At 68.0% G+C, this 21644-nt stretch carries 22 protein-coding genes and 2 pseudogenes; 12 read left to right on the forward strand and 12 right to left on the reverse strand.

Annotation, left to right across the window (positions count from 1 at the left end; all coding sequences use genetic code 11):
* Positions 1 to 380 precede the first annotated feature (380 nt).
* Positions 381 to 1022 (reverse strand): maleylpyruvate isomerase N-terminal domain-containing protein, encoded by a 642-nt coding sequence (locus J7E93_RS09350; RefSeq protein WP_215067322.1) that lies wholly within the window; start codon positions 1020 to 1022, stop codon positions 381 to 383.
* 74 nt (positions 1023 to 1096) lie between these two features.
* On the opposite strand from J7E93_RS09350, the gene J7E93_RS09355 reads away from it, so the two are divergent.
* Positions 1097 to 1906 carry an MBL fold metallo-hydrolase gene (locus J7E93_RS09355; RefSeq protein WP_215067324.1) on the forward strand — a complete coding sequence of 270 codons (810 nt, stop codon included), beginning with the start codon at positions 1097 to 1099 and terminating at the stop codon, positions 1904 to 1906.
* On the opposite strand, the gene J7E93_RS09360 is transcribed toward J7E93_RS09355, so the two are convergent.
* Positions 1848 to 2606 carry a GntR family transcriptional regulator gene (locus J7E93_RS09360; RefSeq protein ID WP_215067326.1) on the reverse strand — a complete coding sequence of 253 codons (759 nt, stop codon included), beginning with the start codon at positions 2604 to 2606 and terminating at the stop codon, positions 1848 to 1850. The genes J7E93_RS09355 and J7E93_RS09360 overlap by 59 nt on opposite strands.
* Before the next feature lie 203 nt (positions 2607 to 2809).
* On the opposite strand from J7E93_RS09360, the gene J7E93_RS09365 reads away from it, so the two are divergent.
* The gene (locus tag J7E93_RS09365; protein WP_215067328.1) at positions 2810 to 3034 is read left to right on the forward strand and encodes a hypothetical protein; all 225 of its coding nucleotides are present in this window, start codon (positions 2810 to 2812) and stop codon (positions 3032 to 3034) included.
* A gap of 32 nt (positions 3035 to 3066) precedes the next feature.
* A complete protein-coding gene (locus J7E93_RS09370; protein WP_215067330.1) occupies positions 3067 to 3315 on the forward strand; it encodes a DUF2277 domain-containing protein in 249 nt (82 codons plus the stop codon).
* On the opposite strand, the gene J7E93_RS09375 is transcribed toward J7E93_RS09370, so the two are convergent.
* The 3 genes and pseudogenes from J7E93_RS09375 to J7E93_RS09385 all read right to left on the reverse strand — a co-directional run.
* A complete protein-coding gene (locus J7E93_RS09375) occupies positions 3275 to 3886 on the reverse strand; it encodes a VTT domain-containing protein (protein ID WP_251066291.1) in 612 nt (203 codons plus the stop codon). The genes J7E93_RS09370 and J7E93_RS09375 overlap by 41 nt on opposite strands.
* A 202-nt stretch (positions 3887 to 4088) precedes the next feature.
* On the reverse strand, positions 4089 to 4538 hold the full coding sequence (locus J7E93_RS09380) for a DoxX family protein (protein WP_215067363.1): 450 nt from the start codon (positions 4536 to 4538) through the stop codon (positions 4089 to 4091).
* Between the two features lie 151 nt (positions 4539 to 4689).
* A pseudogene (locus J7E93_RS09385) lies at positions 4690 to 5715 on the reverse strand (alkaline phosphatase family protein); the annotation flags it as partial.
* Positions 5716 to 5806: 91 nt separating this feature from the next.
* On the opposite strand from J7E93_RS09385, the gene J7E93_RS09390 reads away from it, so the two are divergent.
* The 7 genes from J7E93_RS09390 to J7E93_RS09420 all read left to right on the forward strand — a co-directional run bounded on the left by J7E93_RS09390 (position 5807) and on the right by J7E93_RS09420 (position 12507).
* Positions 5807 to 7372 carry a recombinase family protein gene (locus J7E93_RS09390; RefSeq protein ID WP_308368162.1) on the forward strand — a complete coding sequence of 522 codons (1566 nt, stop codon included), beginning with the start codon at positions 5807 to 5809 and terminating at the stop codon, positions 7370 to 7372.
* A gap of 77 nt (positions 7373 to 7449) precedes the next feature.
* Positions 7450 to 7659: a hypothetical protein gene (locus J7E93_RS09395; protein WP_215067332.1), complete on the forward strand. Its 210-nt coding sequence runs from the start codon at positions 7450 to 7452 to the stop codon at positions 7657 to 7659.
* 275 nt (positions 7660 to 7934) lie between these two features.
* The gene (locus J7E93_RS09400) at positions 7935 to 8105 is read left to right on the forward strand and encodes a hypothetical protein (RefSeq protein ID WP_215067334.1); all 171 of its coding nucleotides are present in this window, start codon (positions 7935 to 7937) and stop codon (positions 8103 to 8105) included.
* Positions 8106 to 9645: 1540 nt separating this feature from the next.
* Complete coding sequence (locus J7E93_RS09405; protein ID WP_215067335.1) at positions 9646 to 9897, forward strand: hypothetical protein; 252 nt, start codon at positions 9646 to 9648, stop codon at positions 9895 to 9897.
* Positions 9898 to 9901: 4 nt separating this feature from the next.
* Complete coding sequence (locus tag J7E93_RS09410; RefSeq protein ID WP_215067337.1) at positions 9902 to 10333, forward strand: hypothetical protein; 432 nt, start codon at positions 9902 to 9904, stop codon at positions 10331 to 10333.
* Positions 10334 to 10438: 105 nt separating this feature from the next.
* Complete coding sequence (locus J7E93_RS09415; protein WP_308368165.1) at positions 10439 to 11401, forward strand: phage major capsid protein; 963 nt, start codon at positions 10439 to 10441, stop codon at positions 11399 to 11401.
* A gap of 827 nt (positions 11402 to 12228) precedes the next feature.
* The gene (locus J7E93_RS09420) at positions 12229 to 12507 is read left to right on the forward strand and encodes a hypothetical protein (protein ID WP_215067340.1); all 279 of its coding nucleotides are present in this window, start codon (positions 12229 to 12231) and stop codon (positions 12505 to 12507) included.
* Between the two features lie 96 nt (positions 12508 to 12603).
* Here the strand turns inward: J7E93_RS09420 and J7E93_RS09425 are convergent, their stop codons facing one another.
* From J7E93_RS09425 to J7E93_RS09445, 5 genes and pseudogenes are all read right to left on the reverse strand, one after another.
* Positions 12604 to 13074, reverse strand: coding sequence for an NUDIX hydrolase (locus J7E93_RS09425; protein WP_215067341.1), 471 nt, complete (start codon positions 13072 to 13074; stop codon positions 12604 to 12606).
* 4 nt (positions 13075 to 13078) lie between these two features.
* Complete coding sequence (locus J7E93_RS09430; protein ID WP_215067342.1) at positions 13079 to 13819, reverse strand: helix-turn-helix domain-containing protein; 741 nt, start codon at positions 13817 to 13819, stop codon at positions 13079 to 13081.
* A gap of 674 nt (positions 13820 to 14493) precedes the next feature.
* On the reverse strand, positions 14494 to 14766 hold the full coding sequence (locus J7E93_RS09435) for a hypothetical protein (RefSeq protein WP_215067343.1): 273 nt from the start codon (positions 14764 to 14766) through the stop codon (positions 14494 to 14496).
* Positions 14767 to 14967: 201 nt separating this feature from the next.
* Positions 14968 to 15612: pseudogene (locus tag J7E93_RS09440) on the reverse strand (alkaline phosphatase family protein); the annotation flags it as partial.
* Between the two features lie 148 nt (positions 15613 to 15760).
* The gene (locus tag J7E93_RS09445) at positions 15761 to 16408 is read right to left on the reverse strand and encodes an HNH endonuclease family protein (RefSeq protein ID WP_215067344.1); all 648 of its coding nucleotides are present in this window, start codon (positions 16406 to 16408) and stop codon (positions 15761 to 15763) included.
* 194 nt (positions 16409 to 16602) lie between these two features.
* Here J7E93_RS09445 and J7E93_RS09450 point away from each other — a divergent pair, with 194 nt between their 5' ends.
* A complete protein-coding gene (locus J7E93_RS09450; RefSeq protein WP_215067345.1) occupies positions 16603 to 17358 on the forward strand; it encodes an ABC transporter permease in 756 nt (251 codons plus the stop codon).
* 259 nt (positions 17359 to 17617) lie between these two features.
* On the opposite strand, the gene J7E93_RS09455 is transcribed toward J7E93_RS09450, so the two are convergent.
* Positions 17618 to 18286, reverse strand: a complete 669-nt coding sequence (locus tag J7E93_RS09455) for an HAD-IA family hydrolase (RefSeq protein ID WP_215067346.1) — start codon at positions 18284 to 18286, stop codon at positions 17618 to 17620.
* Positions 18287 to 18421: 135 nt separating this feature from the next.
* Complete coding sequence (locus J7E93_RS09460; RefSeq protein WP_251066274.1) at positions 18422 to 19111, reverse strand: peptidoglycan-binding protein; 690 nt, start codon at positions 19109 to 19111, stop codon at positions 18422 to 18424.
* 442 nt (positions 19112 to 19553) lie between these two features.
* Between J7E93_RS09460 and J7E93_RS09465 the strand changes: the two genes are divergently transcribed.
* Positions 19554 to 21608 carry an MFS transporter gene (locus tag J7E93_RS09465; protein ID WP_215067349.1) on the forward strand — a complete coding sequence of 685 codons (2055 nt, stop codon included), beginning with the start codon at positions 19554 to 19556 and terminating at the stop codon, positions 21606 to 21608.
* The last annotated feature ends 36 nt before the right edge of the window (positions 21609 to 21644 follow it).

Here is a 21644-nt window from a genome sequence, read left to right on the forward strand (position 1 = left end):
GCCCCGCCGCGACGGGGGGATGCGCGGCGGGGCTCACAATGCGGGTGCCCACGGGCGGGCCGGTTACACATCGCGAATTCCCGGCCCCACGCAAGCGGGGCGGCCGCCGTGAGCGCGGGGGCGAGGGCGGCACGCCAGCCGGTGAGGTCGCCGCGGCGGCCGGGCGCGACTCAGGCCGTGAGTGATGCTGCGCGACGGCGGTAGATCGTGCGGCTGCCGGCGGCAAGTCGCTGTGCCATGCCGTGGCGGGCGGCGACGTCTACGGCGGCGATGAGACGGCGCTTCACACCGTCGCCTGGCCCCTCGCTGTCCGGTGCCGCAGTTGTTGCGTTGTTCCGCTGGCATCCGGCGCTGGCCCGTGCCGTCAGGGCCGGGGCGGTCTACAGCACGCGCAAGGCCTGGGCCGTGTCGCGCTCGCGTCTGGTCAGGGCGTGCAGTACGGCCTGGTCGCCGTGGCGGTCGCGGGCGGCTGCCGTCAGGACGTCCACCGCGATGGCGAGGGCGGCCTCGGGTGTCCGGCAGGGGGTCTCCACGCTCAGGGACAGGTCGTCGAGGTGTACCGCCAGTTCGACGCAGCGGGTCTGGAGGTAGCCGTCGAGCAGCATTTCCTCGCCCGGGCGGTGGAGGACAGCCACCCGTCGATCGGCCGGCTCCTCGGCCAGTCGCCGCGTCAGCCGTTCCCACGCGGCCCGGGCCTGCTCCGACACGGCGGCCGGGCCGGCCGCGGCTGTCTCCTCGCTCCGTGCGCGGACGCCGACGTTGAGCGCCGAGTCCGGCAGCGATGTGCCGACAAGGCGTGCGTAGTACCGCACCGGCGACACCGGTTCCGCGCCGAGCACCTGACCGTCCAGGAACCACTCGACCTGCAGGACGCTGCGTGCCAGGTGACCGGCCAGTCCGCCCACCGACATCCCGGGGAGCACGGACTCCGTCTCCCAGCGACGGGCCACCTCCTCCGTGGCCAGGAGGTGCACGGCCGTCTCGGCCGCCTGCAGGTAGGCCTTCCGTATCCCATCAGTCATGCGGGACATCGTCCCAGTATCGAGATCAGGGAGGTGGGAACGTCCACCTCTTGAGCCGGACTAGACTCCGCCGGATGGACAGCGACGCGCTGCGGATCACCGTGCTCGGATCCGCCACGCCCTACCCCCGCGCCGGGAACGCCTGTTCCGGGTACCTCATCGAGGGCGGCGGCGCCCGTGTGTGGGTCGATGCCGGCAGCGGGTCGCTCGGGGAACTGCAGCGGTACACCGGGCTCGGGGAGCTCGACGCCGTGTGGATCTCGCACCTGCACGCCGACCACTGCGCCGACCTGCTCACCGCGTTCTACGGGCTCCTCTACGCCGACATCAGGCTCGACGCCCCCCTGCCCCTCTACGGGCCACCCGGGATCGCCGACCGGCTGGCCGGGTTCCTGACCAACGGCCCCCTGCGCAGCCCGGTGGAAAAGGCCTTCGCCGTCCAGGAGTTGCACGACGGGCACGAGGCGCGCGTCGGCGGTCTGAGGCTGCTCGGCCGGGCGGTCGAGCACGGCGGGATGCCCGCCTTCGCGTTGCGGGCCGAGGACGGCGAGGGGCGGCGGATCGCCTACTCGGGTGACTCCGAGCCGTGCGCCGCGCTCACCGAACTTGCCCGGGGGTGCGAACTGTTCCTCTGCGAGGCCGACGGCGAGGGCCCCGGGCACCACTCCGCCGAGCAGGCCGGGCGGACCGCCGCCGACGCCGGGGTCGGACACCTCGTGGTCACCCATGTCGGGCCGGGGATCGAACCGGAGGCGGCCGTGGACCGGGCGGCCCGCTGGTTCGGGGGTGACGTGGAGTACGCCGCGCCCGGCAGGGTGTTCGCCGTCACGCGTCGAAGTCGTACTCCAGGACGTACGACGCCGAGTCCAGCGTCATCTCGTTGAGCTCCACCGCGACTCCCTTGACCGTGAACGCCGTACGCCCGATCAGGATCACCGGTGTCCCGAACTCCAGGGCGAGGCGGGCCGATTCGTCCGCCGTCGGCATCCGGCAGCGGATCTCCTCGCGGAAGTGCACCGGCTCGTGGCCGAGCTCGGCCAGCCGGGCGTAGGTGCCGCCCGGGCCGGTGTCCGGCGCCGTGATCGGCGTGCCCTGGGCGAGGGTGGCCGGAAGGTACGAGACGGAGAGCAGGACCGGCTTGTCGTCCAGGACGAAACGGCGGCTGCGGACGCAGACGGGGGAGTCCGGCGGCAGCCCCAGCGCCTCGGCGACCCGGGCGCTCGCCGCCGCCTCGCCCACCTCGATCTGGTCCACCACCAGCGCGCGGTCCTCGGCGTCCGCCGACCACACGGACCGCCCCGCGCCCCAGTGACTGTGGGCGAGCCGCGGGATTCCGCGCCGGCGCAGCGGGCGGAAGGTGCGGACGAAGACACCGGCGCCCCTGCGGGCCTCGGCCAGACCCTCGTTGCGGAGCACGGACAGGGCCTGGCGGGCCGTCATCCGCGCCACGTCGTAGGTCGTCATGAGATCGTTCTCGCCGGGGAGCCGGTCGCCGGGCGCGAAGGCGCCTGACTGGATGGCGCTTCTCAACTCATCGGCGATGCGCTGGTACTTGGGCCGACGACCGCTGCCCTGGTCAGTCATGGGCGGACCACTCCCTTCGTCTGCGGGACACCCTACGGCGCACTTCTTCGAGGTGGTGCACGCGTGTGCGCCGACCTGGGCGGTCGATCCATCCAACGGGGGACATCTCTAGAGATACGTTGACAGGGAGGGACCTCCCGGCTTGTCTGGGTGTATCTCCAGAGATCTGGGACGCGTCTGTGACTCCGGGACGGAGGGGATTCGTGCAGCCACTGCCCGAGGTCGGTGACCTCGTACGCGATGCCGCCACCGGGCGGGTCGGCTTCTATGTGGACAGCGTCGCCGGCCGGTGTCTCATCCGGGCGGTCGACGGCGGCCGCGAGTGGGAGGCCGAGCCCGCGGACGTCGAGGCGGCCACCCCCCTGAGAGAGCTCCGCGCCCGGGCCGCCGAGATCAACGCCCGGAGCAGGCGCAGCCTGGGGAGCTGACCGTTGTCAGTGGGGCGCGTCACACTGGAGGCATGTGCCGCAGCATCAAGACCCTCCGACCGCCCGTCCTGCCCGAAGAGGCCACCGAGGACGACATCCACGCCGCCGCCCTGCAGTACGTCCGCAAGGTCTCCGGCTTCCATCACCCCGCCGCGCACAACCGCGAGGTGTTCGACCGCGCCGTGGGCGAGATCGCGGAAGCGACCGCGAAGCTCCTCGACGGCCTGGAGGTACGGGGCGTCAGGAGACCGGTGCGGGAGCCGCAGCCGGACGCCGTATGACATAGGCCGCCAGCGCGCCCGCCAGGAAGAGCGCGAGGATCGACACCCCCGCGCCGAACCACGTCGCCCCCAGCCACAGCCCGCCGAACCAGCCGAGCGCCACGCTGTAGCTCGCCCAGGCCACCCCGGCGAGCGCCGACCACGGCAGGAACTCCACGATCCGGCGGCGTGCGGCGCCCGCGCCCAGCGACACCACCGAGCGGCCCGCGGGGGCGAAGCGGGCGATCACCACGAGCAGACCGCCGCCGCGCGCGAGCGCCGCGCCGAGACGTTCCTGCGCGAGGGTGAGGCGGCGCGAGCGGCCGATCGCCCGGTCCAGTCGGGCTCCGCCGCGCCAGGCCAGGCGGTAGGCGACGAAGTCGCCGAGGACGGAGGCCGTGGCCGCGCACAGCAGGAGGGGGAGGACGGAGGGCACGTCCGGGGAGGCCGCCGTGGCGGTCGCCGCCGCCGTCGCGGCCGTGATCACCAGGACCCCACTCGGCAGCACCGGCAGGAAGACGTCGAGAAGTACCGACGTCGCCACCGCCGCGTAGATCCACGGGCCCGCGGTCAGTGACCTCAGTGACCCCATGCTGTCGAGCACGTTCACAGCGCTAGAGCGTACGCGGGAAGGGGGCGGGGAAACGGAGCAGGGGCCGGAAACCGCCTTGCGGTTCCCGGCCCTGCCCGGCGCCGGCGAAAGGGGGAGCGGCTCCCGCCGTCGAAAGCGGGAACGGCACCCGCCGTCGAAGGGGAGCGACTCCGCGCCGTCGAAGGAGAGCGGCGCGCGGAGGTTACGCCGCGACCGGCGTGCGCTGCTCCTCGCGCTTCCCGGCCTCGGCGCCACGCGCCCCGAACAGCCGGTCGAGCGCCAGCGCGCCCGGGCCGGAGAAGACGAGCAGCAGGAACGCCCAGCAGAAGAGCGCCGCACCCTCACCGCTGTTCTGCAGCGGGAAGAGCGCCTCGGGCTGGTGGACCTTGAAGTAGGCGTACGCCATCGAGCCCGAGGCGATGAAGGCGGCGGTACGGGTACCGAGGCCGGCCAGCACCAGGACACCCGCCACGAGCTGGATGACCGCCGCGTACCAGCCCGGCCAGGTACCGGCGGGGACGGTGCCGCCGCCCATCGCTCCGCCGAGGACGCCGAAGAGCGAGGCCGCGCCGTGGCAGGCGAAGAGCAGGCCGATGACGATGCGGAACAGGCCGAGCGCGTAGGGCTGGGCGTGGGTGAGGCGGTTCGCCAGGTTGTTCATGGGGGCGGGACTCCTTCGGTCTGGCCCGCCTCGGAAGGAAGCGGAACCTGGGGGGACGGAACCGATGAGGCCGTAAGGTTAGGCACCCCTCAGTAGTACTTGCAAGTTCAACATTCAGTCATACTGGACTCTGTGGCGAGCGTCACGGACGGTCGCGCACGTCGAGATCCCGTTCGTCGACCGTCACCCACCGTCCTCCCGCCCGGGCCTGATCGAGCCTCAGGCGGGCGTCGCGCCCGCGGAGCACCAGCGTCATCAGCTGGTTCCCGAACCACGGGCCGCCCGTTCTGCGCCAGGTGACCGGCGGCCCGCCGGTCCGGCCGTGACGGGCGAGGGCCCGGCCCAGGGCGCGTCCCGCCCGGCTCCAGCCGAAGCGGAAGCCGAGCCGCACCGACACCGGGATCGCGTTGTGGAGCGGGGAACAAGTCAGTTGGACGACACGGGCCTCGGGGCCGCCGTCGGGCCACCGAGGTTCCGCCACGTACGCGTGGTGCACGTCCCCGGACAGGACGCACACCGTCGCCGGCGCCTGCGGGCCGGAGCCCGCCTCCGCGAGCAGGTCGGTCAGGGCCTCGAACGACGACGGGAACGCCGACCAGTGCTCCAGGTCCGCACGCTGCCGCAGCTCCTCCGCGAACCGGGCCCAGCGTCCCTCCGGGCCGCCCCGCTCACCCCGGCACAGCGCCGCGTTCCAGCTCTCCGCGTCATGGATCAAGGGAGGCAGCAGCCAGGGGAGCGAGCTGCCGACGAGGAGATGGTCGTACGCGCCCGGGCCGTCGGCCAGCGCCTGTGCGCGCACCCAGGAGGCCTCGGCCCCGTCCAGCATCGCCCGCCCGTCCTCGCGCAGAACGCGGGCCGCCCGGGTGTCGATCATCAGCAGCCTGGTCCGGCCGAAGTCCCTGCGGTAGCTCCAGCGCACGCAGGCGGGGTCGGCGTCCGCCTCCGCCGCGAACCGCCGCAGCAGGTCCGTTCCGTCGGGCGCGGCGCACACCTTCGCGTACAACGGGTCGGCCGCCAGTTCCGCGGGGGAGAGGTTGCCGAGGTGCTGGTACACCCAGTACGACATCAGTCCGCTCAGCACCCGTTCGCTCCACCAGTGCGTGGCGCGCATCCCCGCCAGCCAGGCGGCGCTGGTGTTCCAGTCGTCGATGACGTCGTGGTCTCCGAAAGCTCCCAACTAGCAGGACTGGGAGACACCCCACATGGCGGTATCAGCGCAGGTCAGCACCGCTAGGCGATCGACTCGCTCACACACTTCCGTGACCACACAGCTCAGGGGCGTGTCGTGCCTCCGCCTGTCCGTACTGACCGACGAGACCACCAGCCCTGAGCGCCAGCAGGCAGCCAACGAGGGAGCAGCGTCGGCCCTGGGAATCAACCTGGCTGACAGGGAAGCCGTCGACCTGGGAGTCAGCGCCAGCAAAACCACGCCCTTTGAGCGCCCGGAATTGGGCGCATGGCTTCGTCGTCCGGAAGACTTTGACGCGCTGGTTTTCTGGCGCTTTGACCGTGCCATTCGGTCGATGGATGACATGCACGAATTGGCGAAGTGGGCGCGCGACCACCGAAAAATGGTTGTCTTCGCGGAAGGTCCGGGCGGGCTGTTGAAGCTCGATTTCCGCAACCCGCTGGACCCCATGGCACAGTTGATGCTGACTTTGTTCGCGTTTGCCGCTCAGATGGAGGCTCATTCCATCCGGGAACGCGTAATCGGTGCTCAGGCGGCAATGCGCGTCATGCCCCTTCGCTGGCGTGGAAGCCGGGCGCCCTACGGCTACATGCCTTCCCCGCTCGACGGTGGCGGCTGGACGCTCACCCAGGACACAGAAGCCGTAAAGGTCATCGAGCGCGTCATTAAGGCGCTTCTGACCGGAGAAACCGTAAACAGCATCGTCTATGCGCTGAATGCTGAGGAAATCCCTTCCCCGGCGGATCACTGGTCAGCGTTCAAGGGGCGTGAAGTCAAGAAGCCTACGCGCTGGAGTTCGGCCACCCTTTCCCGCATGCTCCGCTCTGAGGCGCTTATTGGCTGGAAGCTCAGCGACGGTAAGCCTGTTCGAGACAGCGAAGGGCAGCCGGTCATGTCCACGCGCGAACCGATCTTGACCCGCGCCGAGTTTGACCAGGTGCAAGCGCTACTGAATGAGCGAAGCGTGAACAACCCTGTCCGCCGAGACACGAACGCACTTCTTTTCGGAATCGTCCATTGCGACGGGTGCGGGGGGCGAATGTACCTGAATGCTCAGCAATCAAAGCCGGGGCAGCGCCCCACGTATCGCTGCGGTGCTTCCCCTCGTGGCGAAGTCTGCCCGCACCCCGTGAACATTCGCGCTGATTGGGTTGATGAGTACGTGACTCGCGAATTTCTGCGCATCCTCGGCGGTCTTGTGATCACAGAAACGCGCACCATTCCCGGGTACGACCCTCAGCCGGAAATTGATGCGACGGCAGCGGAGTACGAAGCGCACCTGAAATCCGAAGGCACACAGACTAACCCGGTGACCCGCGCCATTTGGGAGAAGCAGCGTGACGCGCTGGATAAGCGAATCACGGAGCTGCTGAGCCGCGAAAAGGTAGAGCCCCGTACCGAAGAGATCCGCACCGGCCGGACTTACGCGGAAATGTGGGTCAAGGCAGACACGACCGGAAGGCGGAACACGCTGGCCGAAGCGGGAGCGCACCTGTCGGTTAAGGCCGGAACTGCCGGGGGCTGGCGCAAGTTGGATGAGCGCCGCGTGGAATTCGATGTCCGGCACCCGTTCTTCGCTGATGCGGCAGCTGACTTCACTTCGATGGCCGCCGAGTTGGAAGCGGCAGACCAGTAAGAACAAATTGGCACCGGTCCGGCGGGACTTTGGCGAGTGACAGCCGGACCGGCGCCCCCTGAAAGGGAAGGCACATCATGACACGCGAAGAATGGACGGCAGTACAGGAAGCCGAAGAGGCCGCCTGGTTCCGTGAGCTTGAGTGGCGGCGCACAGCGAGGCGACTGGAAGCCCTGTATGCCGCTCAGACGGCCGGGGACGGCTCCGCCTACACCAGGCAGCGCGTAGAGCGTCTCGAAGCCGTACAGGCCGCTTTGCAGGGCTTCCCGGCCGCACTGGCCAACTAGCGCTGAGCGCCGCCCCTTGAGCCCCTGCCTGACTCGCTGATACGGCGAACCGGGCGGGGGCTTTTGCGTGCCCTGAGTGGCCCCTTGGGCCCTTCTCAGGCCTGCGGGCACCAGGTACCGGCGGAGCCCGCAGGGGCGCTCAGGCGGACACACGGAGCCCCGCCCCCAAAGGTAAAGAAAAGGTAAAGCGATAGGCGGCTAGCCGGATTCTCGGAGCGGCAGGCGACCGACTCCCTAGTTCCTTTTCGAAGACACCTACAGCGAGGAGAGACGCCGTGAGCGCTGATGACGTTTTCACACACATCATGTCTTGGGCATCCGAGGATTCCCACCGTGGCCGACTGGCGCGCGCTTTCAAGTCCAACATGGGCAACAGCGCGGAGCTACAGGCACAGCGAATCGGGTTGCTGTCCATCTATATGCAGCGGGAAGCGAAGAACGCGTGAGGAACTAAGCCGTCTGGTTTCGTGACCGGGCGGCTTTTCCTTGCCCTCATTTCGTCTCGTTTCGTCGCATGGCCGGGGAATTCCGTCCCCATACGACCCGACGGATAGCCATTCCATCCCATTACGTCGCAAGGATCTACACCATGAATGCAAAGCTTCTAGTTGCACTCCGTGACGCTGAGTCCGCCGCATGGGGCGCCATGCTCAAGCCATCGACAGACAGCGCAGAGAAGACACACCAGGCCATTGCAAGCGCGCTCCGCATGGCTGAGGGGCTATCCGCTGGCCCCCGCTGTGAAGCCCCTGGCTGTTCGGCTGCCATTGAGTACAGCGGAGTAGGGCGACGACGGCGCTTCTGCGGTGACCGTTGCCGGAAGGCGGCGCACCGGGCTACTCGGCAGCGTTGAACAGCGAAGAGGGGGGAGCCACAACCCCTACTCTCTGTTGTTCTGTTTCTTTATTTTTTATCTGTACGTATTCACGGAAAGCTATAGAGAACTCTAAGGCTTCTGGGAGACCCGTACACCTACACTAATAGGAGAACAGCCCACATGCTCATTGGCGACGGGTGGTCCACCTGCGAGCACTGCCCAGGGAAGCTGACCGGCCGACAGCGCAAGTTCTGTTCCGAGGCCTGCCGAGTCGCAGCATGGCGAGAGAGCAAGCGTCCCCGGCAGTACCGAAACTGCGAGTTGTGCGGGGACCCGTTCCCCGTGCGGTACAGGAACCAAAAGGTCTGCGACTACAACAGCCGCGCGTCGGAAGACTGCAAGGACCTACAGGATGAACTGATGACTCAGTGGGAAGACGCACAGGATGAGCGCATGTCCGCTGTATGTGAGCGGGAGGGCTGCGAGGAGTCTGTTTACCGGTCCGGCCGTGGTCGCCCTAAGCGCTTCTGTTCCGATGCACACAAGACCGCCCACTATCGGGCCGCTAGAAAGGCGTGTGCGCCCGCCTGAGCGCTTCGCACGGGAGCCCTGGTGTCCGACTGCGGAGACCCCCCCTGAGGCCCTTAGAGGGGCACTCAGGGTTTTCCGTCTGGAACAATTATTTCCTGTGACTTAGGTCACGGCCGGCTGGGATATTCCATATTCCGGCTCCGAAAAGCTCCGAAAGGCGATCGACTCCCTAGATATATTCGAAGACACTTGTATGTCTTCGCTCGCGGACCGCACCCTTTCCCTAGGTCTGCCCATGTACGCCCGTGCGGGGGTTAAGCCGCACACAGCGAAAGGCCGTAACAGGTCGACTCGTTCAACCGGCAAGGGTGCACGGTTGAGCTGAGCCCTGTTACGGCCTTTCGTCGTTTCGCATGCTGCCCACTTACCAAAATTGGTAAGTGGTCCCACTCTCCGCTGACTCAATATCAGCGGTAACGGGGGCTTGGCATGGCCCCCGGCCTTTCGGAAAAGGGGCCCCGGTCATCCTCTTAGCAGGGTGGTCGGGGCGTTTCCACACTCAACTTCCCCGCTGTTCCCGGACTGTCCGATGCCCCGGACCGGTTGAGCGGCGGGGATCAAACGTTAGGGCATCCACCATGAAGATTCTTGAAGGTCTTTCTGACCATCTTTTCGCCTCAGCGCAATTGGTCGCGCATCTTCACCGCGAAAACGACCATACGCACTTCCCGTCCGGCATCCTCGCTGAGGTTCTTTGGCTGGACGCTGGCGAGCTGACGCAGATTTACGGCGACACGCTGACGGCGAGTGAGGCTGTCACGTATGTACGGCGCTCCAATCCGAACCACATTCTTCTAACCATCATGAACGGGGGTAACGACCGTGGCTGAGCCCATGGCAGATCAGAATTCCGCACTACCTGAGTCGCCCCCGGACGGTTCGGATTCAGGCGCTGAGCCAAACAGCGGTAATCGGGAGGCAATGAATTACCGCAAAAAGCTGCGCGCTGCTGAGGCCAAGCTAGAGGCCGCTGAAAAGCGCGTCAATTCCCTACTGCGCGTTCAGGTCGAATCGCTGGCCGCTAAGGAACTGAGTGTTGCCTCAGATCTGTTCGACATTGGCGGCGCCAGTATTGAGGACCTGACCGACCCGGAAGGGAATGTCATGCCGGACGCTGTAGACGCTGCCGTTAAGGCGCTGCTAGCGAAGCGTCCCGGGCTGCGGAATGGGTCTGCCCCATGGGGTGACGTTGGCGGGGGCCGTCGGGGTTCTGTTCCTGATTCTTCGCCAACGATGCGGGACGCACTAAAGCTCACGCGTCACTGATTCTCAGGGAAGGGCTGAGTGTCTAGCGCTGACACTCAGCCTTCCCACAACTGAACACCACCTACCGAAATTCGTAGGTGCCTTTTGAGAATCCGCTAGCCCCCGGTGGGCGGCGGATTTCTCACGTTTGGGCCTGGTGCCCGCTCCATTCGCTGTCAGGCACAGCGGGCAACTAATCGCGCGGCAAACGCCAGCGCATACGCTCAAACACAAGGGTTCTTACGCATGTCCATGTTCACCACCGCTTCCGGTACTTCGGCTGTCCTACCTCCTGAGTACGGCGAGCTAGTCACTAAGCCGGTTGAGGCTCTTTCTGTCGCTTACCTCACCGGTACTAAGGTCATCACTGGCGCGAATAAGTACATCGTTCCGATTCTCACTTCTGACGTGACGGTTGGCGCTGTTGCTGAGGGTGCGGAGATTACTCCGTCTGACGCCGACTTTGATGAGCTGGAAATTGTTCCGGCGAAGTTCGCGGGTCTCACTATTGTTTCCCGTGAGCTGGCTGACGACTCCAGCCCGTCTGCGGCTGACCAGGTCGGCAGGAGCATTGCACGGCAGATCGCCAACGCTGTGGACAATGCCCTCTTCAACTCCCTAGGTGGCGTTAACCCGGACGGTCTCGCTGATCTGACGGGCATTTCCACGGTTTCCGCTCCGGTGACTTACGCCAACCTTGACCCGTTCGAGGAAGCTGTTTCCAAGTCTGAGGCTGCCGGGGGCCGGATTACCCACTGGGTTACTGGCGCTGCGACTGCCCTTGAAATTGCGAAGCTAAAGGATGCCAGCGGCTCCAACCGTGGCCTTCTTAACCCGGATCTCTCCCTTGAAGGTCGGCGTACCATCCTCGGCCGTCCCGTGGTCATTTCCCCGTACGTACCGGCTGATGTGGTCTACGGAGTTAGCAAGGACGACCTTCTGGTTGTGACCCGTGAGGGCACGCGCCTTGACGTTGACCACTCGGCCTATTTCTCGTCTGACCGTGTCGGCGTCCGGGGCACCATGCGTGTCGGCTTTGCAATGCCGGTTGCTGCGGCTCACGTTCGTATCACCAACGCTGCGGCGTAAGCGCACCTGATATAGCCCCGGCCCCTACCTATGCGGGGGCCGGGGCTTTGTTCATATGACCCTTCCCTTACGCAACCTGCCGCCTTCCGCCGGCCTTTGGCACCACCCCCAGTGACCTGGTTCGATGCCCCGACCTTGGCACACCTGCCCCCTTTGCTGCCGCCATGTCCCCTGCACACAAGACCCCTGGATGAGCCATGCCCCGAAAGCCCAAGAAGCCATGCAGTCAACCAGGTTGTAGCGAACTCACAGATGGTGGTCCGTGCGCTGAGCACAAGAGGCAGCGCGACGCACAGCGAGGATCAGCGGGCAAGCGCGGTTATGACGTCGGATGGCAGCGAAAGCGAAAGGCGTATCTGTACGCGAATCCATGGTGTGTGCTGTGCAGTCGACAAGCGAATGTGGCGGACCATTGGCCGCTGAGCCGTAAGGAATTGCTTGCAAGAGGTGAGGCAATGCCTGATGCGCCAAAGCACCTGAGGCCGTTGTGCGCTGCCTGCCATAACAAGGAAACGGCCAAGCATCAGCCGGGCGGATGGGCAGCCGAGAGGGCCAAGCCGAAGCCGAATGACGTCCCGCCGTTCTGATCTCCGCGCCTACCCCCCGGGGGGTGACCCCCTCCCGGCCCTGGAAACGACCGGCAGGGAGGGAAAAAGCTAGCGCCGCAACTCAAGCAATTTGCGCGGGATGATCTTCACCCTATGGCCGCATGACCGAAAGCCCCATACCCGCTGCCTGACTGGTGGCCGGGTATGGGGCTATCGGTATTTCTGGGGCTATCGAAGGACACGAAGTGTGGCCCGGCTATTCACGATGCCCTAGTCCATATGGTCGACCTCGCCCTGAGCGATGAGCCCGCTAGTCTCCGCTGCTGCGCAGTTTCCGCAGAATTCCCCGTCCCCGAAGCGGTCATCATAGAAATCGGGGTCACCATTGAACTCGGCGTTGTACTCCTTTCGCGCATCTTCAATCTCGAAATTCGTTTCACACTCAACACATTTCGCCATGGCCGCATGATACCTAAACTGACGGGGCATCAGATCCAATGGGCGGACAGCGCCAAGCGCAGCCAGGGCCCTTCACTGCATGGCGATCACGGCGCGTAGCCCTACGTCGGCAACCGTGCCCGTTGTGGCATGATGTGTCCGATTTCCAAGGGTGCAGCTGGCCTGAATTTCTATCACTCGCAGTGAGGTTTGCCGCTAGCCCAGATACGGGGCTGAGCGGTCCTCTAGAAAGTGCTGGATTCGTAGCCGCTGGGTTTGATGCATGGGCAGCGCGTCCAGCTCGCTGCGGTCCACGAACCGGAGCTCCGTTGATTCGTCAGAGATGCTGAGTTCGCCGCCGATGATGCGTGCTCGGAAACAGACATTGAACTGTCGGCGCACTTCCCCATCGCTGTATTCGATAATGTGGCGGGGGTCTGTGTAGGTGCCGACTAGGCCAGTGACTTCCACGTCTAGCCCTGTTTCTTCCTTGACTTCCCGTACAGCCGTGCCGGGCAGCGAGTCAGTCATGTCCATTCCACCACCAGGCAGCGCCCAGAGGTCATTATCCCGGCGGCGCTGTAGCAGGATTCGACCCCGGTCATCGGTCACGACGGCTGAGGCCGCTACAACCATGCTGTTGGGCTTAGGGGCGTTCGGATCGTCGTAATACTCGGTTCGCGCCATGGGCTCAGCCTTCCACGGGTCGAGCGGTCTCCCACACGGCATTGAAGCTCTCCGCGTAGGTGTCGAACATGCCCCCGTTACCGTTCCGCCGAAGGTGCCAGACTGGCGCACCGTAGGCGTTGACTCCCCACACGTGCGCGTTCACCAACATTTGATCGTCAGCGCGATACAGACTGTTATAGAGGGTGGTTTCGTGTGTCCGCAGTTCTACCTCCGGGACGTCAAGCAACGGCCGGTAGTGCATCAGGGCGAGTCGGCAGCGCGATTCGATTCCGTGGCCGAACCGCTCTTCCCTTCCTCGCTGTTGAACGTTTTCGCTGTCCGCGTCTCCCAGCGCGATTCTGATTGCGCATCCCTCGGCAGCCCGTTCCCGCAGTAGCTCATTCAGGCGCGGGTATGCCTCATGAAGAAAGACAGCCGCATACACGAGAACGTCAACGCGCTGTCGAGCCTGGCTGATTAAATCAATGAACGTGGAAACGGGAAGGTCTGCGCGCTGGTCGTACAGGGTGACCAATTCGGGGCTGACCGCCCGTGCCGCACGTGCCTGCCTGAGTGCTGGCCAAAGAGCGTGGACGTCTTCTCTCAGGGCTTCGGCTGCCTTAAGCGCTGTCACCCGCCGGGGGGTACGTCCGAGGTTTACCCATCGTTCTACGCTCTTCGGATCAACACCCGTTGCATCAGCGAGAGTTGCGTGTGTCCACCCGCCGGATGCCATGGCGACCCGTAGGCGTTCGTTCGGCATGTCCCCTGCCCTTCTTGCGCTGCGTACTTCCTAGGGACGTTCTACCCCTTCCGGGACGTCCCAAAGTGGGAAACGTACGTGGTTCCTACGTCCCTGGATTCGGCCCGAAGATCGCCACCAGGCGACCTGAGGGGACGACGCAGGATGACCAGCAAGACACAAGATCAGAGCACGGACGCAAGTCAGTGGGAGTACGCGACCTACGCGCCGAAGGGCGAAACGTGCCCCGCGTGCATGAAACCGATCGGATCCCTTGAGCGCGTCTACCGGGGGTCACTCGAAAGGCAGTCCGGCGCGCCAGTCGTGGTCTACCGCCACGTTGGGAAGTGCCCGGTATGACACGCACGCTGCTCCGGTTCGTAAAGCACTCCATCCGCCATGAGCCAGCGGGAGGGATCACGTACGAAGCGTTCTGCGCTGCCCCCGGATGTGAGGCGGAATCCGGCCCCCAGGTGGCCCAAGAGGCGGCACAGGACTGGGCGTTGGAGCACACGGGCCTGAACCCCGATCACGACCTCTTCCGGCGCGTCTTCACCGACCATGCGCGCGTGACCCGCGCCGAGTAAGCCCCGACCCGCTGAGCGACGGCGAGCAAGACAGTTCAGCGGGTCGGACCCTGCCCCGTCTGTGCGCTTCCCCGTGGGGCGTGGGCGGGGCTTCTTGCTGTCTGGTGATCAGCGCTGGCCGAGAAGGGAGCGCAAGGCGTCTTCCAGTGCCCTGGCTGCCGGATTGCTGAGCCGTTCCCCGCGAAGCTCTGCCACTTCGGCTACGTCCTTGACGGCACCAGCCAACTTCGCCACCAGGCGGCACAGTTCGTCCCGGGATACTTCCGGACGCTGGGACATGATCAGCGCATAGGCGGCATCATTCCGCGCCCTGGTGATCAAGTGGGTTTCCGTCTGGGCTGTAAGGCGCTGGTGTTCAGCAGTGCCGATAGGCTCATCCATGCCGACTCCCAATCAGTCGGTAAGCCCTAGCGCGGAAGCTCTCACCCTTCCCGCTGGGGCGTTTTCGTTGACCCCACCAGATTAGGGGCGCTGGGGCTTCCGCTGACGGGCGTCGTGGGCCTGCCTGGGATGGCTTCCTGGTGCGAATGCAGTGCGCTGACCAGGGCCTTTGTGCTAGAACTGGTAGTTCAGTGCTTTCGGTTCGTCGAAGATCATGCAGCTGGGCACGGTGGAGAGCAGCCAGCGGACCTCCGGGTCCCGCCAGGACTCGTCGTACAACCGGGTGTACTCCTCGTACTCCCCGACCTCCGAGCCCGGGGGATCGCGGGGGTCGCGGCGGGCGGCGAGCCAGCGCCGGGTGGCGGCCGAGGTCTCGTCCGCGTACACCTGGTCGCCCAACAGGACCAGGACATCGGGGCGTTCGGCCTCCGCGCGGGCGGCGAGGTGCGTGGCCAGGGTGTCGAGCGCGTCGGGGCCGACCGGGTCCCTGCCGGCCGCCGGCTTCGCCGCCCAGCGGCAGGAGCCGAAGGCGACGGTGACACCCTCGCCGGGTGCCGGCGTGCGGATGGTGCTCGGCGGGAAGCGGGAGTCGGGCGGCGGCCAGACCGCGCGGCCGTCGAGGCGTATCTCGTACGCGGTCGGCGTGCCGGGGGCCAGGCCGGTCACCGGGATCAGCGCGTAGTGGTGACCGGCGATCTGGAAGGTACGGGTCCGGCCGCCGACGCCGTTCTCGCACCGGACCTCCGCGCTGCACGGGCGGTCGGCCTCGACCCATACCGTCGCGCTGTCGCCGGTCACCCCGTCGACGTACCGCAGCAGTGGTCCGAGTCTCAGTCCGGCCGCCATCGCTCTCCCCCTCCGTCGTCCCGCCCGTACGGTACGAGCGCCGTACGGTACGGGTCCCGTGCACGGCTCCGTGCGGGAGCCTTGCCCACGGCCGTACGGTACGGAACGACGGGGAGGATCACAGCGGTTCCGGCGTCGCTCGAAGGGCTCAGCAGCCGTTCAGGACCGACTGGAGCGCGCTCTTCTCGGCCGAGTCGACGCTGAGGCCCCAGTAGTACTTCACGTGCACCCACGCCCGGGCGTACGTGCAGCGGTACGCCGTGCGCGAGGGCAGCCACTCGGCCGGGTCGAGGTCGCTCTTGGCCTGGTTGACGTTGTCCGTCACGGCGATGAGCTGCGGACGGGTGAGGTCGTTGGCGAACTGCTGGCGCTTGGCGGTGGTCCAGGAGCTCGCGCCCGAGCGCCATGCCTCGGCGAGCGCCACGACGTGGTCGATGTCGAGGTCGGAGGCGGCGGTCCAGGTGGCGCCGTCGTACTCGGAGTACCAGGTGCCGCTGACGGCCGCACAGCTGGAGTCCTGCACGACGTTCACGCCGTCGCGCTCGAGGACGACCTCGCGGGTGTTGCAGGCGCCGGACTGGGTGATCCAGTGCGGGAAGAGGTCGCGGCTGTAGCCGCTGGAGGAACCTTCCGCCTTCACCGTGAGCGAGGCGAGATAGGTACGGGCGGTGGCGGCGCTGACCGGCGTCGGCATCGCGGCCTGGGCGGTCGGGGCGGTGACGGTGAGAGCGGCGGAGGCGGCGAGAACGGTCGCGCGACGGGCTATTCGACGCGCGTAGACGTTGGCGGCGAGCATGCGAACTCCCTTGATGTGGGGGGACCTTGACCGTGCCGTCCGCGAGCGGGTGCCGGGCGGCCCGGTCATCGTGGCGGCGCCGGGTTTCGGTGGGGGGTGCGCCAGGTAACAGAGTGGCGACATGAGCACGTCACATCAAGGGGTGGGCGGTGTGACGGAGCGACAGTTTCCGGGCGGCGCCCTAGGGTTGGTGCGTGCTTCTGGAAGTGAACGTCACCTTTGCGGTGGTTCTCGCCGTTCTGCTCGTCGTGGCCGCCGGGGTGGTCGCCCTCGCCCGGCTCGGCCGCGCCCGGGACACCCTGGTCGCGGGCGGACGTGCGGCGGTCCAGCTGGTGGCCGTGTCGCTGGTCATCGGGGCGGTGATGCGGCAGCTGCCGCTGCTGCTGGGCTTCCTGCTCCTGATGTACGGGGTGGCGGTCCTGACGGCCGGGAAGCGCGTGGTCCCCTCGCCGGGGCGCGGCTGGTGGTGGGCCGGGGTGCCGATCGCGGCGGGCGTGGCGCCGGTCGTCGGGGCGCTCGTGCTGACCGGGCTCGTACCGCTGCGGGGGGTAGCGCTGATCCCGGTGACGGGCATCCTCATCGGCGGTGCGCTGACGGCCACGGTCCTCGGAGGGCGGCGCGCGCTGGACGAACTGGAGACGCGGCGCGGCGAGGTGGAGGCGGGCCTCGCCCTCGGGCTGCCGGTGCGGGAGGCGCGGCTGGAGGTGGCGCGGAGGGCGGCGTCGGACGCGTTGCTGCCGGGACTCGACCAGACGAGGACGGTGGGCCTCGTCACGCTGCCGGGCGCGTTCGTGGGGATGCTGCTGGGCGGGGCTTCGCCGTGGGAGGCGGGCGCGGTGCAGCTGTTCGTGCTGGTGGCGCTGCTGGTCGTGCAGGCGGCGGCGGTGGCCGCGGTCCTGGAGCTGGTGGCGCGGGGGCGGCTGGCGCGGGGGCCGGGGGCGGGCGGCTGACCGGGGGCCCAGGGGTCGGCCAATGACGGCGGCTGACGGGGGCCCAGCCGGCGGCGGGCAGGGGGCCGGCCGACCACGGGCGGCGGCTCGGGGGGGGCTTCGCGCTCGGGCCCTGCGGTCACCCGTGGGCGGCGGCTCGCGGGGGGCTTCGCGCTCGGGCCCTGCAGTCACCCGTGGGCGGGCCGGCCGCCGTTACGCCGCGGTGGGTTGAGGTCGTGGTTCCGTGACGACACCTCGGAGGTGTCGAGGCGTGCGGCCGTTACGACGGGAACGTCAGGCGGATCGTCGCGTCCGGGCCCGGGTTCACCTGGAGCGCCGTGAGGTCCATGACGTGGACGTCCGGGGCGAAGGCCGCGGCCCTCGGGCCGACGCCCACCACGCGCATGCCCGCCGCACGCCCTGCCAGGATGCCCGCCTCGCTGTCCTCGAAGACCACGCAGTCGGCCGGGTCGAAGCCCAGTTCCGCCGCGCCCTTGAGGAAGCCCTCCGGATCCGGCTTGCTCGCGCCGACGCACTCCGCCGTGACCCGGGTCTCCGGCATGCGCAGCTCCGCCGCGCCCATCCGGGCCCGGGCGAGGGCCTCGTCGGCGGAGGTCACCAGGGCGTGCGGGAGGTCCGCGATGGCGGCCATGAAGGCGGAGGCGCCCGGCACGGGCACGACGCCGTCGAGATCGGCGGTCTCCTCGGCCAGCATCACCCGGTTGTCCGCGTGGTTCTCCTCCATGGGCCGGTCCGGGAGGAGGACGGCCATCGTCGCGTACCCCTGGCGCCCGTGGACGACCTTGAGCGCCTCCGCGGGGTCGAGCCCGTGCCGGACCGCCCAGCGGCGCCAGCAGCGCTCCACGACCGCGTCGGAGTTGACGAGGGTGCCGTCCATGTCCAGCAGGAGGGCGCGGGCGGTGAGCGTTGCCGGGGTGAGGGCAGCCATCGACGGTCTCCAGAGGGGGTGGGAGGAGAACGAAGTGGACCCGCTCACCGGTCAGGGAGTGCGAGCGGGGCCACTTTGTTCCTTCACGATACAAAACCGTGGGCCTCTCCGCCACCCCGTCCCGCGTGGTGGACGTCAGTCGCTCGTCTCCGCCTCCAGGGAGCGGCGCGTCTGCGACCCGTAGACACCCCTCGGATCCTCGTCGATGTCCATGTCCGACTGGTATCGCGCGACGGCGTCCTCGACCTTCCTGCCGTACTCGCCGTTCACCGGGCCCTCGTAGGCCCCCACCTCCCGGAGCCGGCGCTGGAGCTCCGCGACCTCGGGCCCGGAGTCCCCGCGGCGCAGCGTAGGCCCTTCGGCGGGTCCCTCGTCGTCCTGCGAGGGGGTGGACGACGGCCCGGGGCCGCTCAGGTCGGCCGACGGCGAAGGCGGTCCCGCGGGCGCGCCGGAGGTGGCCGCCGTGGTCCGGACGGCGGTGGGCGAGGGCGAGGGTGACGCGGGCCGGGACGCCGATGACGATGCGGAGGCCGACGCGGAGCTCGACGGTGTAGCGGACGAGGCGGAGGGTGTGGAGGTCGGGGCCTCGAACACGGCGACGTTCTCGGACGCGCTCGTCGTGACCGTGGGCACGGCCGCCCGGTCCTCCATATCGTCGCCGCCGTCCAGCAGGCCCGCCGCGAGCGCAGCCGTGCCGACGACCGCGACCGCGACGGCCGCCGCGAGCGCCACCAGCGTGCCCCGCCGCCGCGTGGCCGGCCGCTCGGGCTCGACGGGTGCGTGGTCGTCGGGCCACCCGACGACCCCCTGCAGGAGCAGAGGCATGGTCTCGGAGGGATCGCCCGCAGGGTGAGCCCCGTGCGCCTGCGGGGGAGCGGGCTGGGGCCGGGGTATCGCCCCCTGCGCCGTCGCCCCCTGCGTCCACGGCTGGGACCCGGCCGCGCCCGGTGCCTCCTGCGGCGGCACCGGGACCGGGACCGGCACTGGCACCGGAGCCGAGGCCGGCGGCCCGGACGGCACGGGAGGCATCTCCTGCGTGACCGCCTCCGCCGGCGCGCCCAGCGTCACGTACGGGCGGATCCGCATCGGATCGTAATCCTGGCCGCAGGTGCAGGCCGGTCTGTGTACACCGCATTGAGGACAGACGTGTCCGACCACAGTGGATCCCCTCCCATGTCAACTGTCAGTGATTATGCACAGGGGTTCGACAGGCCATATGCGGACATAACGATCAGGATGGGGGTTGTACGGACGCAAGGAGATGCCCATGGCCCAGGAAGTACGTGCCCCGGACGTCGGCGGCGGCCCCCCGCCGGGGGAGGGACAGAGTCACCGCACCGTCGTCGTGGCGATCGGGGCGCTGCTGCTCGGCATGCTGCTGGCCGCACTCGACCAGACCATCGTCTCCACCGCCCTGCCGACCATCGTCAGCGAGCTCGGCGGCATGGAGCACCTCTCGTGGGTGGTCACCGCCTACATGCTCGCGTCGACAGCCGCGACGCCGCTGTGGGGCAAGCTCGGCGACCAGTACGGCCGCAAAAAGCTCTTCCAGGCCGCCATCGTCATCTTCCTCATCGGCTCCGCGCTCTGCGGCATCGCCCAGAACATGCCCCAGCTCATCGCCTTCCGCGCCGTCCAGGGCCTCGGCGGCGGCGGTCTCATGGTCCTGTCCATGGCGATCGTCGGCGACCTCGTCTCGCCCCGTGAACGCGGCAAGTACCAGGGACTGTTCGGCGCTGTCTTCGGAGCCACCAGTGTCCTCGGCCCGCTGCTCGGCGGACTGTTCACCGAGCACCTCTCCTGGCGCTGGGTCTTCTACATCAACCTGCCCATCGGAGTCGTCGCCCTCTTCGTGATCGCCGCCGTGCTCCACATCCCGGTCGGCACCACCCGGCACACCATCGACTACCTCGGCACCTTCCTCATCGCCTCGGTCGCCACCTGCCTGGTCCTGGTGGCCTCCCTCGGCGGCACCACCTGGGCATGGGGATCGCCGCAGATCATCGGACTCGCCGTCCTCGGAGTCGTCCTGCTGGTCTGGTTCCTGTACGTGGAGCGGCGCGCCGCCGAACCCGTGCTGCCCCTGAAGCTGTTCAGGATCCGGACCTTCGCCCTCGTCTCGCTCATCAGCTTCGTGGTGGGCTTCGCGATGTTCGGCGCCATGACCTACCTGCCGACCTTCCTCCAGGTCGTCCAGGGCGTCACCCCGACCATGTCGGGCGTCCACATGCTGCCCATGGTCCTCGGCATGCTCATCACATCGACCGCCTCCGGGCAGATCGTCTCCCGCACCGGGCGCTGGAAGGTCTTCCCCCTCGCCGGCACCGCGATCACCGGCCTCGGCCTGCTGCTCCTCCACGAGCTGAGCGAATCCAGCTCCACCTGGCAGATGAGCGTCTACTTCTTCGTCTTCGGCGCCGGCCTCGGCCTGGTCATGCAGGTTCTCGTGCTGGTGGTCCAGAACGCCGTCTCCTACCAGGACCTCGGCGTCGCCACCTCCGGCGCGACCTTCTTCCGCTCGATCGGCGCCTCCTTCGGCGTCGCCGTCTTCGGCACGATCTTCACCAACCGGCTGAACGGCAAGCTGCAGGACGTACTCGCCGGCCAGTCGCTGCCCCCCGGCACCGGACCGGAGCAGATCGCCGCTGATCCGCGGACCGTCGCCGAGCTCCCGGCCGATCTGCGCCCCCCGGTCCTGCACGCGTACGCGACCTCGATCACCGACGTCTTCCTCTACGCGGCGCCGGTGGTACTCGTCGCCTTCCTGGTCGCCTGGTTCCTCAAGGAGGACAAGCTGCGCGGCTCGGTCACGGCCCCCGACACCAGCCAGACCCTGGCCTCCAACCCGGTCGAGCGCTCCTCGTACGACGAATGCGCACGGGCCCTCTCGGTCCTCGGCTCGCGCGAGGGACGGAAGGCGGTCTACGAGAAGATCACCGCGAAGGCGGGGCTCGATCTGCTGCCGGCCGCGAGCTGGCTGCTGCTGCGGATCCGCCGCCACGGGACCGTGGAACCGGCCCGGCTCGCCGAGACCACCCCCGTACCGCTGCGGGCCATCACGGAGGCGGCCCGGCAGATCGAGGGGCGTCGGCTCGCCCGCCGCGAGGGACTGCAGCTGATCCTCACCGAGCAGGGCGTGGAGACCGCCGCCCGTCTGGCGAAGGCGCGCGAGGAGTCGCTCGCCGAGTTGCTCGGCGACTGGTGGGGGCCGGACCGGCCGACGGATCTGGTGAAGCTCGTGGAGGAGCTGACGGCCGAGCTGAGCGGCTCGGACGCGGAACGGCCGCACGCGCCCGAGCCGCCCCGCGACCACCACGCCTAGCGCGCCCTCGGCCCCCAGCACCCCGGGCGCCCCAGG

Origin of the sequence: Streptomyces sp. ISL-36, assembly GCF_018614205.1 — a bacterium.
Classification (GTDB): Bacteria; Actinomycetota; Actinomycetes; order Streptomycetales; family Streptomycetaceae; genus Streptomyces.